The organism is Ferrovibrio sp., from assembly GCF_017994015.1.
Lineage (GTDB): Bacteria > Pseudomonadota > Alphaproteobacteria > Ferrovibrionales > Ferrovibrionaceae > Ferrovibrio.
In genome coordinates this window covers 180,717-194,587 of record NZ_JAGOLP010000004.1, presented here as the reverse complement: position 1 = coordinate 194,587, position 13,871 = coordinate 180,717, and the positions used below count along the sequence as shown (strand labels likewise).

The 13,871-nt window shown below is 59.1% G+C and carries 7 protein-coding genes and 1 pseudogene; 7 read left to right on the top strand and 1 reads right to left on the bottom strand.

All coding sequences use genetic code 11. The features are described 5' to 3' along the window. A pseudogene (locus KBB36_RS04675) lies at nt 1–845 on the top strand (DNA polymerase Y family protein); the annotation flags it as partial. Continuing rightward, nucleotides 842–4,054 (top strand): error-prone DNA polymerase, encoded by a 3,213-nt coding sequence (locus tag KBB36_RS04670; RefSeq protein WP_290977501.1) that lies wholly within the window; start codon nt 842–844, stop codon nt 4,052–4,054. The pseudogene KBB36_RS04675 and the gene KBB36_RS04670, both read left to right, overlap by 4 nt. 71 nt (nt 4,055–4,125) lie before the next feature. Here KBB36_RS04670 and KBB36_RS04665 read toward each other — a convergent pair whose 3' ends face one another. Then, nucleotides 4,126–5,430 (bottom strand): site-specific integrase, encoded by a 1,305-nt coding sequence (locus KBB36_RS04665; protein WP_290977499.1) that lies wholly within the window; start codon nt 5,428–5,430, stop codon nt 4,126–4,128. Between the two features lie 531 nt (nt 5,431–5,961). Between KBB36_RS04665 and KBB36_RS04660 the strand changes: the two genes are divergently transcribed. The 5 genes from KBB36_RS04660 (at nt 5,962) to KBB36_RS04640 (ending at nt 13,865) form a co-directional block, all read left to right on the top strand. Beyond that, nucleotides 5,962–7,959, top strand: a complete 1,998-nt coding sequence (locus KBB36_RS04660) for a hypothetical protein (RefSeq protein WP_290977497.1) — start codon at nt 5,962–5,964, stop codon at nt 7,957–7,959. Nucleotides 7,960–8,255: 296 nt separating this feature from the next. Further along, nucleotides 8,256–10,091, top strand: a complete 1,836-nt coding sequence (locus KBB36_RS04655) for a hypothetical protein (protein WP_290977495.1) — start codon at nt 8,256–8,258, stop codon at nt 10,089–10,091. Nucleotides 10,092–10,198: 107 nt separating this feature from the next. Beyond that, nucleotides 10,199–10,816 carry a winged helix-turn-helix transcriptional regulator gene (locus tag KBB36_RS04650; protein WP_290977493.1) on the top strand — a complete coding sequence of 206 codons (618 nt, stop codon included), beginning with the start codon at nt 10,199–10,201 and terminating at the stop codon, nt 10,814–10,816. A 32-nt stretch (nt 10,817–10,848) separates the two neighbouring features. Then, a complete protein-coding gene (locus KBB36_RS04645) occupies nt 10,849–11,883 on the top strand; it encodes a methyltransferase domain-containing protein (protein ID WP_290977491.1) in 1,035 nt (344 codons plus the stop codon). Then, entirely contained in the window at nt 11,883–13,865 is a 1,983-nt protein-coding gene (locus KBB36_RS04640; protein WP_290977489.1) for a glycosyltransferase, read from the top strand. Before KBB36_RS04645 ends, KBB36_RS04640 begins: the two co-directional genes overlap by 1 nt. The last annotated feature ends 6 nt before the right edge of the window (nt 13,866–13,871 follow it).

Sequence of the window (13,871 nt, the reverse complement as noted above, 5' to 3'; positions counted from 1 at the left end):
CACGGCGCTTTGGCCTGTTGCTGCTCAATAGGCTCGACGCCCTGCTCGGTGATCGCCATGAGCCAATCTCTCCGCGCGCTATTCCCGCTCCCTGGCGAAGCCGGGCCGATCTGGCCGAACCCATCCTCACCCGCCCTGCCATCGATGGCCTGTTGCAGCAATTGCTGGACGCGCTCTGCGAGTTGCTGGAGCAGGAACATCTCGGCGCAAGGCAGTTGGCGCTTCATAGCTACCGCGTTGACGGCGAAGTGCAGACGTTGACTATCGGCACGGCCAAAGCCAACCGGAACCCCAAGCACCTGTTCCGGCTGTTCCGCGACAAGCTGGATACCATTGAACCAGGCTTTGGTATCGAGACCTTCCTGCTGGAAGCAACCGCAACCGACCCGCTGAGCGCCGAGCAAGCAGCCCTCGACTCACACGAACAGAGCAGCGGCAATGGCTTCCCCCAACTGCTCGACCGCCTGCAAGCGCGATTGGGCAGCCAGGCGGTGTTTCGCATCATCCCGTTGGATAACCATTGTCCCGAAAGAGCAGTAGGCCGCGCCAGGCCATTAGCGCGGGCAAGCGCCATGTCCGCTATCAGCGATGATCTCCGGCCTATCCATCTCCTATCGCACCCCGAGCTTGCCGATATGGCAGGCGATGGCAGCGCCTTCCGCTGGCGGCGGGTCTTGCGCCCGATACGCCATGCCATCGGTCCGGAACGGCTGAGTGCGGAATGGTGGCGCAACGGTATGGATGTGACCTACCGCGACTATTTCCGCATCGAAGATGAACAGGGCCGCCGTTATTGGCTTTATCGCTCCGGTGAAGTCTGGTTTGTGCATGGGTTCTTCCCATGACCGCTTACGCCGAACTTCAGGTCACCACCAACTTCAGCTTCCTTGAAGGTGCTAGCCACGCCGGCGAACTGGTAAGCCATGCCAACTTCCTTGGCCTCAAGGCGCTGGCCATCACCGACCGCAACACGCTGGCGGGCGTTGTCCAAGCCCATGTAGCGGCGCGCAATACGCCGCTCCAGATCATTGTCGGCGCCAGGCTCGACTTCCGCGATGGCCCCAGCGCCCTTTGCCTACCCACCGACCGCAAAGCCTATAGCCGCTTGTCGCAGCTGATTTCTCTGGGCAGACGCCGGGCACCCAAGGGTGAATCCTGGATCGATTGGCCGGATTTCCTGGAGCGGATCGAGGGGCAGCAAGTGATCCTGCTCCCGCCACGCCAGGCAGACGAAGCGTTTGAGGCCAGGCTAGCCCAGGTGCATGGTTTGATTGGCGACAACCTGTCGCTCGGCTTCAGCCGCCTGTATCGCAGTGACGATAAGCGCCGCTTGGCTCGGCTCACCGAACTTGCGCAGAGGCATGAGGTAGCGACGCTCGCCACCAATGACGTGCTCTACCACCGCCCGGAGCGCAAAGTGCTGCAGGATGTTCTGACCTGTATCCGGCATGGCTGCACGATTGACGCCGCAGGACGCAGGTTACAGCCCAACGCCGAACGGCATCTCAAATCCGCAGCGCAAATGGCGAAGCTGTTTAAGGATTACCCCGAGGCCGTTGCCCGCAGTATCGAGATTGCCGGGCGCTGCCGTTTCTCGCTCGACGAACTGCGCTACGAATACCCTGACGAGACCCAGGGTAATAGCCGCTCGCCCCAGGATGAGCTGGTGCGGCTCACCTGGGAGGGGGCGGCTGATCGCTACCCCGCCGGCATCCCGCCCAAGATACAGGCGCAGTTGCGCCATGAACTTGGCTTGATCGAACGGGTGGGCTACGCGCCCTACTTTCTCACTGTCCACGATATTGTGCGCTTCGCCCGCTCCCAGGGCATTCTCTGCCAGGGGCGCGGCTCGGCTGCCAACTCGACTGCCTGCTATTGCCTAGGCATCACGTCAGTTGACCCTGCCAAAATGGACCTGCTGTTTGAGCGGTTCATTTCCGAAGAGCGCCGCGAGCCGCCCGATATAGACGTTGATTTCGAGCATGAGCGCCGCGAAGAGGTCATCCAATACATCTACACCCGGTTTGGCCGGGAACGGGCAGCGCTCACCGCCACCGTCATTCACTACCAGCCCCGCAGCGCGTTGCGGGAAGTCGGCAGGGTTATGGGCCTCTCGGTGGATACCATCGACCGCATGTCCAAGACCCTGCTCGGCTGGGGCCGCGACGGCATCGATGAAACCCAGATTGCCGAAGCCGGGCTTGATCCCGATGCCGAACGGCTACGGCTGACCATTGAGCTTGCTCGGGAGCTGATCGGTTTCCCCCGGCACCTCTCCCAGCATGTAGGCGGCTTTGTCATCACCCAGGGGCCGCTGGCAGATCTGGTACCGATTGAGAATGCAGCCATGGAAGACCGCACCATCATCCAATGGGACAAGGACGATATTGACGCGCTGGGCATCCTCAAGATCGACATCCTGGCCCTTGGGATGCTGACAGCCATCCGCAAAGCCTTCAACCTGATCGATCAGCATCACAATCAGGCTTTTACCCTGGCCACCGTGCCGCAGGATGACCCGGCCGTTTACGACATGCTGAGCCGGGCGGATTCCGTTGGCGTATTCCAGGTCGAGAGCCGGGCGCAGATGACCATGCTGCCACGGCTGAGGCCCCGGACCTTCTACGATCTGGTGATCGAGGTTGCCATTGTCCGCCCTGGCCCGATCCAGGGCGATATGGTTCACCCGTATCTTAGGCGCCGGAATGGCGAGGAACAGGTCAGCTACCCATCCAAGGAGTTGGAGCAGGTGCTGGGCAAGACCCTTGGCGTGCCGCTATTCCAGGAGCAGGCGATGAAGATCGCCATTGTGGCGGGCGGCTTCACCCCATCCGAGGCTGACCAGCTGCGCCGGGCCATGGCCACCTTCCGCAAGGTTGGCACTATCGGCCTGTTCCAGCGCAAGCTGATCGACGGCATGGTTGCCAATGGCTATGCCCAGGCGTTTGCCGAGAACTGCTTCCGCCAGATCGAGGGGTTTGGCGAATACGGTTTCCCCGAGAGCCATGCCGCAAGCTTCGCCCTCCTGGTCTATGTCTCCGCCTGGCTTAAATGCCACTACCCAGCCGTCTTTGCTGCGGCCCTGCTCAACAGCCAGCCGATGGGCTTCTATGCCCCCGCCCAGCTGGTCAGGGATGCCCGGGACCACCGCGTCGAGGTGCGGCCTATCGATGTGAACCACAGCGATTGGGACAACACGCTCGAACCCGTCGCTCGCACCACCGCCCTGCGCCTGGGCTTCCGCCAGATCAAGGGCGCCAGAGAAGCCGATATGACCCGCCTGGTTGCCAACCGAGCCGATGGTTACCCAAGCCTCAGAGATACCTGGCGCCGAGCTGCTCTGACCTTACCTGTGTTGGAGCTGCTGGCCCGGGCTGACGCCTTCGGCTCCATTGGCTTGAACCGCCGGCAGGCCCATTGGGCGATCAAAGGGCTGGGCGACAAACCGCTTCCTTTGTTTGAGTTCGGCGACGCCGCCACTATCGAGGGCAGCAACCTCCCGCCTGTCGAGACTGGCCAGGAGCCCGATGTAACCCTGCCCAGCCAAACCGCTGGTGAGCATGTGGTGCAAGACTATCGGGAGACCAGCCTGACCCTGCGCCAGCATCCGCTGGCTCTGCTGCGTCCGCAGTTGAAGCCCCTTGGCATCGTCCAGGCCCGAGACCTCGCTACCTTGCCTGAGAACCGCCCGATCAAGCTGGCTGGCCTCGTGCTGGTAAGACAACGCCCTGGCACAGCATCCGGGGTGATCTTTGCGACTATTGAGGACGAGACTGGTGTCGGGAACATCATCATCTGGCCGAAGGTGTTCCAGCACTATCGCCGTGCCGTCCTGGCCTCCCGGCTCATATGCGTCACCGGCAGGGTTCAGCGCGAGGGCTTGGTGATTCACCTGATCGCCGACAAGCTCGACGACTACACCGCCATGCTATCGGACCTGAGCGATATTGCGGTGGAGGATGACTTCGACAGTAATCTTGCTCACGCCGATGAAGTAAGAAAGCCAGTGCGTGAAGTTCAAGTGATCATGCCGCCAAGCCGGGATTTTCGCTAATTATTTCAAGCCAAGTGGCAAATTCATTCACTTAAACGCCCGAGGACAAGGCTGCTGCGCCGGCATACTCATCATTGATAGCTTTTAAGCCCATCAGCGGCGTTGAAGCGGCTCTGCAACATTAGACCCGCGCCAAATGTCGGGGCTTTCTCCTCGATCACCGAGCGCACAAAGCCATTGGCAAGATGTCCATAATGCTCCTCGACCATCCGTGTGTCGCGATGCCCGAGATTCTGCGCCACCACCATCAAGGGAGCGCCCGCCATGATCGTCAAGCTTGCCCAGGTATGGCGCAATTCGTGGAAGGTGAAGCTGGTATCCAGGCCTGCTGCCGCCAGGGCCGCCTTGAATCCCCTGAAATGCAGATCCCGCGCCCATCGACTACCATCCGAGCGCACAATCAGCGGCGCCATTAGATGGCGGCCAACTGCAAGGCTACCAAAGAAAGCGACAGCCTCCTTGTTAAGATAGATGCGGCGCGCCTTGCCGCTTTTGCTATCGCGGATCAGGAGGGTCTTGGCGACTCGCTCAAAATCCCTGACGTCGAGGTTGGCCAATTCGCTGTAGCGCGCTCCGGTAAGCAGCGCCGCCAGGACAAGCTTGCGCATATCCTCCGCCGTGTGTGCTAGCAGATGCTGGGCTTCCGGTACGGTCAGGAACTTCGTCCGTTGGCGCTCCACACCCTTGAATGGCTCCACACGCTCCCAGGCATCCCGGTGGGGAATGAGACCGTCTCGCCAAGCGCGGTTCAGTGCGGCCTTGAGCGTGGTAAGGTGTCGGTTAGCCCGCAGCCGCCGCTTGCGCTGAGCTTCCTTGGGGTCCGGATCCTCGTCACGATAGCGCACCGCCTTGCCCTTGCCTGAACGCAACCGAGGTGGTTCGGCAGCGATTGCCTCATGCCAGGACCGGATTATCGGCGTCGTCAGCTCCGCTGTATTCACCCGCCCAAGCCGCGGCAGGATATAGGCGCTGATGTAGGTGTCGAGATGGGCGTGGGATTTGCGGCGCTGCTGGATATAGGCGAGGTAATCCTTCATGCAGTCGGCAACCGTATAGACGCCAAGCCGCCGACCATTGATCTCGGCAGAGATGTCGTTCTGCAGCCAGTCGCGCGCCTTCTTCTGCGCCTGCTCAAAGCTGAGAGCGGTGTCACCATCAGCATCAAACAGATCGTCAGCGGCGCCAATGGATTTGTAATGCTGCTTGCGCGTGCGATCACGATAGCGCGCGATCCAAGTGCCATTACCGCGCTCGGTCTTGCGATAGCCGAGATAGCATCCCTTGGCGAGCTTCATCCAATGCGGCTCGGCACGCACTATCAATTTCAGCCGCGCATTGCGCGTATCGATGCGTTGATCACGAAGAATCCGTGCCATGTTTTGCTCGTTCGAATTCCATGCGGAATCTATACGGAAAAGACGGTGCGAAACCGTCACGAACGTTAGCACGCGTGATTTTTTAAGTCACTGACAACGCAATGTCCGAGGGTGTCCATCATGATCCACCCCCTCCGTTCCCAAGCTTACGACGGGGGTTCGATTCCCCTCACCCGCTCCAGCCCACTTTCTTGTTTAACTCAGATACCTGATAAATACCGATCAGCCGACTTTAAGCGAGTTGCGGCCAAAATCAAAATTTTTCTATATAAATCAATACATTAAAGAAAATTCGAGTGGCGCTGTGAGCGATGCCGACGTTACGGGCTGAATACCCCGAGCCAGGTCAATACCTATAGTTGCATGGCGGCGCTGAGCTAAAGTCGCAATCCGTTCATTCAAAACAATATTGTCTGTTATTCAGCGAAATCTTATAGCATCTGCCTACAGGATGATCTGGGACAAGACACCCCAGGCATGGTATGAATACCAGCAAAGTAGTGCCGCCAGACGACATTATAGGAGCAGCAGATGAAGCGCGTATACTTTAATGAGTACAATGTCCGCATGGGCAAGATGTGCTATCTGCCGCTGGTTTCCGGGTTGCTGCAAAGCTATGCCCAGACCTCCGAGGTGGTTAAGGCCAATTACAAATTCATGCGGCCGATTTTCTCGATCGACAGCTTTGACAATGTGATGGCGCAATATACCGAGGAGCCCGATGTTGCGGCCTTCTCGGTGGCGATGTGGAATGAGCAGCTCAACCTTAAGGTTGCCGCGGAAGTTCGGCGCCGCTGGCCGAACTGCCTGATCGTGTTCGGTGGCACCGATGTGCCGCATCACCCCACGGCCTACATGGAGCGCCATAGCTTCGTTGATGTTGCAGTGCGCGCCGAGGGCGAGGAGACCTTCCTTGACATCCTGCTGCGCCATCTTGAGGGCGGCGATTTCGACGATATCCCGAATGTGACCTACCGCCGCAAATCCGACGGCGCCATCATCGAAGTGGAAAAGGAGCGGGCGTTTCAGCGTGATCTGGATTCATATCCGTCGCCCTATCTCGAAGGCGTGTTTGACGATCTGCTGACCCTGCGCAGCGACACCCTCGACTTCCAGGCCATCATCGAGACCAATCGCGGCTGCCCGTTCCAGTGCACCTTCTGCTACTGGGGTCGTGGCGGCCTGAGCCGCAAATACCGTTATCACAACATGGATCGCGTTTTCGCCGAGATCGATTGGGCCGGCCGCAACAAGATTCTGTATGTATTCAATGCCGATTCCAATTTCGGCATGCACAAGCGCGACCCGGAAATCGCCGATTTCATTGTCGCCACCAAGGAAAAATACGGTTACCCGGACAAATTCCGCACCTGCTTCGGCAAAAACACCGACGAGACCATTTTCAATATCGGCCTGCTGTTCCACAGCAAGGGCCTGGAAAAGGGCATCACGCTGGCGCGCCAGTCCAACGACAAGACCACGCTGAAAAATATCAAGCGTGGCAATATCAAGATGTCGACCTATACCAATCTGCAAATCCGCTTCAACGACGCGAATGTGCCGATTTACAGCGAACTGATCCTCGGCCTGCCGGGCGAGACGGTGGAAACCTGGAAAAACGGCATTGACGAACTGCTGGAATCTGGCCTCAAGAATCAGCTTTTCATCTATCTTTGCCAGGTTTTCAACAACACCGAACTGGGCGATCCGGCCTATCAGGAGAAGTTCGGCATCAAAACCCAGCGCATCGAGCTGAACGAGATCCATGGCAGCATCCGCGATGCCTCATGGGTTAAGGAATACGAGCATATCATCACCGAATCCTATTCGATGACGCAGACGGATTGGCGCCGCATGGTGCGTCTGTCCTGGATCACCATGGTGCTGCATTCGATGAAGCTTGGCTTCTACGCCATGATATGGCTGCGCGACCGCTATGGCGTGAAGGCAAGTGATCTTATCCAGTTCATCTCTGACCGTGAGGCTGCCAGCCTGAAGGGCAGCATTATGGGCGACGAATTGGACAAGTATGATGGCCTGATCGACAAGATGCTGAACGAGGGCGCAGGCCGCGGTTTGGCATTGCGCGAATATGGCGACATCTACTGGGATGTGGAGGAAGCAACCTTCCTGCGCGCCGCCGAAGAACTGGATCGTTTCTATTCCGAATTCACCACCCTGTTGGTCGAATTCCTGGATGGCCGTAATGTGCCGTTTGACCGGGCCGACCTTGAGGAAATGATCCGCTACCAGCAGGCTCGTATTCCCGCGCGTGTGCCCACCACAATAACCGAGCACCACTTCCGGCATAACCTGCCGGAATTCTTTGATCGCCGGTTCTCCACCCAGCCGATCCCGTTGCTGGCCGTGCAGCAAAGCATGACCACGCATCCGATCGACTTCGAGGGTGACAAGAAGCGTTTTGCGCGCGAAACCATCCTGTGGGGCCGCAAGAGCGGCACCATGCTGGTGAGCACTGCTTTCGAGCCGCATCCAGAGGCGGAAGTGCTGCAACAAGCTATTGGCTGATCTTCAGCAATATCTCTGACCTTGTTCCTGGAGGCGGCTTTGTCCGCCTCCAGTTCGTTTTGCGATCAACTACAAGGCATTCTGAAAGCGTGGGCCATTTGCGCAAACCCTCGCAGCCCTGACGCTATCAAGCCAATGCCCGCACAAACCTGTAAAACTGATATAGCATGATGCAGCCTGCCAAGCCTTTGCCCAACGCAACAAGCATTGCCCCTGGCCATGCGACATTGGCGGCCTTGATAAGTGCATTAGCCGGCGCCCTGCTTGGTGCGACAGGAGCCGGGTGGCAGGCAATCGTGGAACCAGCTCAGGTCATTGCCGGCCTGGTTGACTATCCAAGCGAAAATCTGCGTTTCCAGTATCTGATGAAGATTCCGGTTGTGCAGCATTATGTTGCAGCCTGGCTGTTGCAGGCAGGCCTGGATGAACGTGCCGTATCAATGCTGTTCAGCGGCCTGCTCACTGCGGTCACTTTTCAGGCCTGGGCCCTGCTGATACTGGCTTTCTGCCGCCGGCTTGACCTGGCCTTGCTGGGACCATTGCTGATCTATGCCAGTCTGGCCGGCCTGCGCGGCCTCAACTATCCCATTATCCTGCCGCCGGATGATTATGGCTATGGCGGCTTCACCATTGCCCTGACCAGCCTGGTGGTGGCCTATGCCGCCATGGGCTGGCTGCATCCTGCTGCCTTGCTGGCCGGGCTGCTGCCGGCAACGCATCCCGTAGTCGGAGCATGGGGCGCCGGTATCACCGCGCTTGTGCTGCTGATGCAGTGTCCGAGCCTGGGCCGCAAAGCAATACCGGCCTTGCTATGGGGCATTGCAGGGCTTGCCCTTTCCGCCTTGATCGTTCTGCTGCATTACCGGTATTTCTCCACGCCGCCGGCCCTGTTGGATGCACAGCACAAGCAGGAAATCCTGGATTATTCCCGGCTGCATGACGGCCACCGTGCCCGCATCACCTTGTCGCTCACATTGTTGGAAATGCTGGCCGCCATTCTGCTGGCAGCAGGCAGTGCCTTGTTGCTGTGGCGCAATCTGGCTGGTGGTGTGCGCATAGCCTTGCTGCTGCTGCTGGCAAACGGCTTGCTCGGGGCCATTGCCACCTCGGTCTATCATTGGCCGGATGCCTGGATTCCACTGGCCTTGTTCTCCGCCATGCCGAACCGCTTCCTCAATCTTAATGCAGCATTGTTCGCGGCTGGCCTGATTGGCCTGCTGGCGCACGGCAGAAATGGCAAGCCCGAACTTGCCATGGTGCTGATCCTGCTGCTCGGACTGGCGGGGACAATCCTGTTTTTCCCGGCCGGCCATGCTGAACGGGGCGCCAGCGCCACCCTGCTGCTGCTGGCCGCCACGCCACCCGCCTTGCTGTACATGGCCTTGAACCACCGGGCGGGCCAGTCTGAAACCATGCCCGCCAGCCTGCGGCAAGGCCTCAGGCTTGCAGGTCTCGCTGGTATCGGTGCCGGTTTGCTGCTGCTGGCATGGCATGTCAGCGGCTTCAAGGCGCCGCCAGCCGCTTTACGTCTGCTGGCGCTGCCCATTCTGACCGGCAGCGCCATGATCTGGCATTTGGCAAGAGCTTCTGCCGGGCAGCCCAGAAGCCTCTATGCGCATCTATCACTGGGTTTGGCTGCCGCCATTGGCCTGGGCGCCACTCTTTGGCAAGGCGCCGGCCTGTGGCGCCAGATGGATGCAAGGCTGCCCTATTTCAAATCCGAGCCGGTGCTGATGGCGGCCAATGCCCGGCCGGGCCTGCTGCTTTTCACGGGCGACTATGCGGCGCCACAGCTTTGGGGCCAGATCCAGACCCGGCGCCCGGTGCTTTTTGATCCGCTCACGGTTACCGCCCTGCCCTATCTTGGCGAACAGGCAATGCCACAGAATGCGCTGCTGCGTGACGTTTTTGGCATCGATCTTTTCAGCCGCGATCCTGATTGCAACTATGTCAGCTCCCCCTGCCTGCAACGTAACTGGCAGCAGCGCGAGGCATCGGCCTGGGCAGAACTGGCCAAGCGCCATGGCTTTACCGACATCCTTGTACCGGGGCATTGGCATATCAATCTGCCTCTTATCGCAAAAAGCCGGCTTTTCAGGCTTTATTCAGCCGCCGGCGCCGACATTCCTTGATCCCTGAAGATATTGGCGGCGCAATTCGGCTTGACGTTCACGTCGTGAATGCTTAGTTGTTCACACCATGAACGATGCTCGCCCCCGTATCCCGAAGCTGTAAGCTGATGGCCGACGAACGCCACCTGCGCGAGACGCTCGACCTGCTGGATGCCGTGGAACAGACCGGCAATGCCAATCAGAAATCGCTGGCACAGCGCGTCGGTGTCGCTGTTGGCCTGCTCAATGCGCTGCTGCGTCGCGCGGTGCATAAAGGATATATCAAGGTCAGCGAGGCGCCAGCCCGCCGGTTTGCCTATTACCTGACACCGCAGGGTTTTACCGAGAAAAGCCGGCTGGTTTCGCAGTATCTGTCGGACTCGCTGCATTTCTTCCGCCAGAGCCGCAGCGAATACAACGACCTGATGCAGCCTTTGGCCGGCCTTGTCGGCCGCCGTGTTTTTCTGGCCGGGATTGGTGAATTGGCGGAAATCGCCATGCTCAGCGCGCAGGAGGCCGGCCTGCCGCTGGCCGGCCTGATCGATACAAAAACCAACCGCCAGACGATCCAGACACTGCCGGTATTGCGCGACCTCAACGATCTGCGGCCCGATGACCTGGTCATCATCGCCGATGCTGCCGAGCCGCAGGCAACCTATGATCGCCTGGCCGCGCGGCTGGCCGCCGAACAGCTTCTGCATCCGCCCCTGCTCCGAATTGCCACCCGCCCGCCGGCGACATCCTGAATTCAGCGCCTTCACCAAACGAGCGATACATCATGTTCGAATCCCGCGATCTTTCGGTTCTTTGCTGCCCGGTTTGCAAGGGTGATCTGACACATGCTGAGGATCAATTGCATTGCGCTGCCTGCAATCGGGACTATCCGGTGGTGGATGGCATACCGCGGCTGCTGCATCTCGATGGCGGCGCCAGCTACAATCAGATGTGGGACTACAAATGGACCACGCTGGATAACGGGCACGGCTATAATTACGAAATCATCGAGAAAGATACCGCAGCCTACAAAGTGCACAACGTTATCCGCTTCTTTGAAGAAGACGGCGAAGCTTTTGTTGATCTGAAAGATGCCGAAATATGCCTCGATATCGGCTGTGGCACAGCACAATATTCAATCCGCTTGCTGCAACTTGGTGCCAAGCGGGTCTACGCCTTCGACCTGACGCGCGGCGTCGATGTGGCCAGGCGCATCATTGCCGAACGGTATCCGGAATTCCTGGACCGGATCGTTTTTGTGCAGGCAAATGCCAAATACCTTCCGGTAAAGACTGAAAAAGCAGATTTCACCATGGCGCTGGCCTCAATCCATCATTCAGGTTTTCTTGAGGATTGCATCGGCGAAGCTGCCCGGGCTACCGCCAAGGCAAAGCGCCTGGCAATCTGGATTTATGCACGGCCATTGCTGCCGCTTGGAGACAAGTACCGAACCGGTCTCCTGGCCTATTTGATGCTCATCGCCCGCATGGCAAACCTGCTTTATACCGAGTTGTTGCACAACATCATGATGCGCCTGCCCAACGATATGCTTGTGGCCGTGCTGCGCGTATTGGCCAGTGACACGGTTTATAAATTGCGCAACTTGCCAGTGCTCGGCCGTCTGGTGGCGTTCTTCACGCCTGGCATCACCGCGCATGATGACAAGGGCTATCGCCTGATCAATCTCTATGACGCCTATTCGCCAAGCTATGCCGAGGCGGCAGATGAAGGCGATGCCATTCGCTGGGGCAAGCGCTTCCGCTTCCGCATCCAAAGCTTCGTCACCTGGCGTCTCGGCTTCGTCGCCGAGAAGCTGTGATGCAGGATACTCCCGCTGCACCCCGCCTGATGGTGGTAGCGCCCGCCGATTACGAATCATCGGCACGCAAGGGTGTGCTCGACCTGTTGCGTGATTTTGATGAACAGGGCTTCTTTGCCGCCGTGCATTTTGCCTTTCCGTTCACGCACTTCACCCGGCAGCATCATTTGAGCGAACGCCATCAGGTGCATGAATTTGGCCTCGACTGGTTTGCACCGGCGCGCAGCCGGCGCTGGTTGCGCCGTCTGCTCGCGCCGCTGCATCTGGTGCGCACGGCACAGGCGCTGGTGAACTTGGTGAGGCAGCAACAGATTGACCTGATCCGTGCCACCGACCCATGTTTCTCCGGTCTGCTGGCCTGGATTGTTGCCCGTATTTCCGCTCGCCCGTTGGCAATTTCGCTCCATGCCGATTACGACAAGCGCTATGAACTCGATGGCAAGGCTGGTGCGCCCACGTTGATGGGATCGCGCCGTCTCGCCACCCTGATCGAGCATTTTGTACTATCGCGCGCCGATCGCGTATTGCCGATCCGGGAAAGCCTGGTTGCCTATGCTTTGCGGCATGGCGCCAGGCCGGAGAAAATCCGCGTAATACCGCACGGTGCTGACCTTGCACTGTTTACCTCACCTCAGCCGCAAACGGCCGTGCAGCCAGACGGGCGCGCCATCATCAGTTTTGCCGGCAGGTTGTCGAATGAGAATTATCTCGACGATATCCTGGCAGCGGCGCGGCTGCTTGGCGCAAAGCGGCAGGATTTTCGCTTGATCATTGCCGGCGGCGGCAGTGAGGAGGCAAGGCTGAGAACAGCCGTTGCTGCCGATCCGGTTCTATCAACATGCGTAGAATTCACCGGCTTCATCCAGCGCCCAGATGTTGCCGCTCTACGCCAGCAATCGGTGGCAAGCCTGTGCACCATGGCAGGCTTCAGCCTGATCGAAGCCTGCGCCGCCGGCTGCCCGGTGGTGGCATATGATGTTGAATGGCATGCCGAGCTGGTACGTAATGGTGAAACCGGCTTCCTGGTGCCGGAGCATGATGCCAAGGCGCTCGCCTGCCGAGTTGAGCAATTGTTGAATGACCCTGTGGCAGCAAAGCGGATGGGCGAAACAGCCAGGCAACTTGCTGTAAGCCGCCACAGCCTGGATGCCGCATCGGCCACAAAGCGCCGGCATTATGCCGAATGGCTGTCCGAGGACGCGAACAAGGCCCCAGCAGCGGCACGCAACCATGACCCCAACCGTGCTCATTGGTACAATGACGACCAATTCCATCTGCAATGCGACCATGCCGCGACGCGGGCCGTGGTTGAAGGGCGATGGCGGCTGTTTTCACAGGCCTTGCAGCAATGGCGCAGCGCATCCGTGGCCAAGCCGGCAAAGCTGCGCGTACTTGATGCTGGTTGTGGTGATGGCATCAATCTGCAAGGTCTGTCGCAAATATTGGCGCGGCAGGCTGTTGCCGCTGAATTCTGTGCCATTGACTACAATCCCAAACGTATTGAGCGCGCCGGCAAGCTCGGCATTGCCAGCCTGGCCGTTGGCTCGCTCACAGCGCTGCCATATCCGGATGCCCATTTTGATATTGTCCTGTGCAATCATGTGATCGAGCATGTGCCTGAGAAGCTGGCCGCATTGGCGGAATTGCGCCGCGTGTTGCGCCCAGACGGGCTGATCATTATTGGCGTGCCGAATGAAGGCTGCCTGTTTGCCAGGCTGCGGAATAACCTGCTGCAACGATCGATACTGCGCACAACGGATCATGTACATTTCTTTACTGCTGAAAGCCTAGGCGCCGACCTCGCCTCCGCCGGGCTGAAACCCCGGCGTATTCATGGTGAAGGCTTCTTCATGCCGCATATGGCGCTGGGCCGCATTGCCGGACAGAGCAGCATCGGCCGCCGGCTGATGGCCTGGCTTGGCCGTTTGCTGCCCAGCCAGTCGGCCGGCCTGATTGCCGTCGCTGAACGCGGCAGCGATTGAGGTAGG

Coding starts and splice junctions, on each gene's coding strand:
- KBB36_RS04660 (WP_290977497.1), top strand. CDS start 5,962: ATGAAGCGCGTATACTTTAATGAGTACAATGTCCGCATGGGCAAGATG.
- KBB36_RS04665 (WP_290977499.1), bottom strand. CDS start 5,430: ATGGCACGGATTCTTCGTGATCAACGCATCGATACGCGCAATGCGCGG.
- KBB36_RS04650 (WP_290977493.1), top strand. CDS start 10,199: ATGGCCGACGAACGCCACCTGCGCGAGACGCTCGACCTGCTGGATGCC.
- KBB36_RS04670 (WP_290977501.1), top strand. CDS start 842: ATGACCGCTTACGCCGAACTTCAGGTCACCACCAACTTCAGCTTCCTT.
- KBB36_RS04645 (WP_290977491.1), top strand. CDS start 10,849: ATGTTCGAATCCCGCGATCTTTCGGTTCTTTGCTGCCCGGTTTGCAAG.
- KBB36_RS04640 (WP_290977489.1), top strand. CDS start 11,883: ATGCAGGATACTCCCGCTGCACCCCGCCTGATGGTGGTAGCGCCCGCC.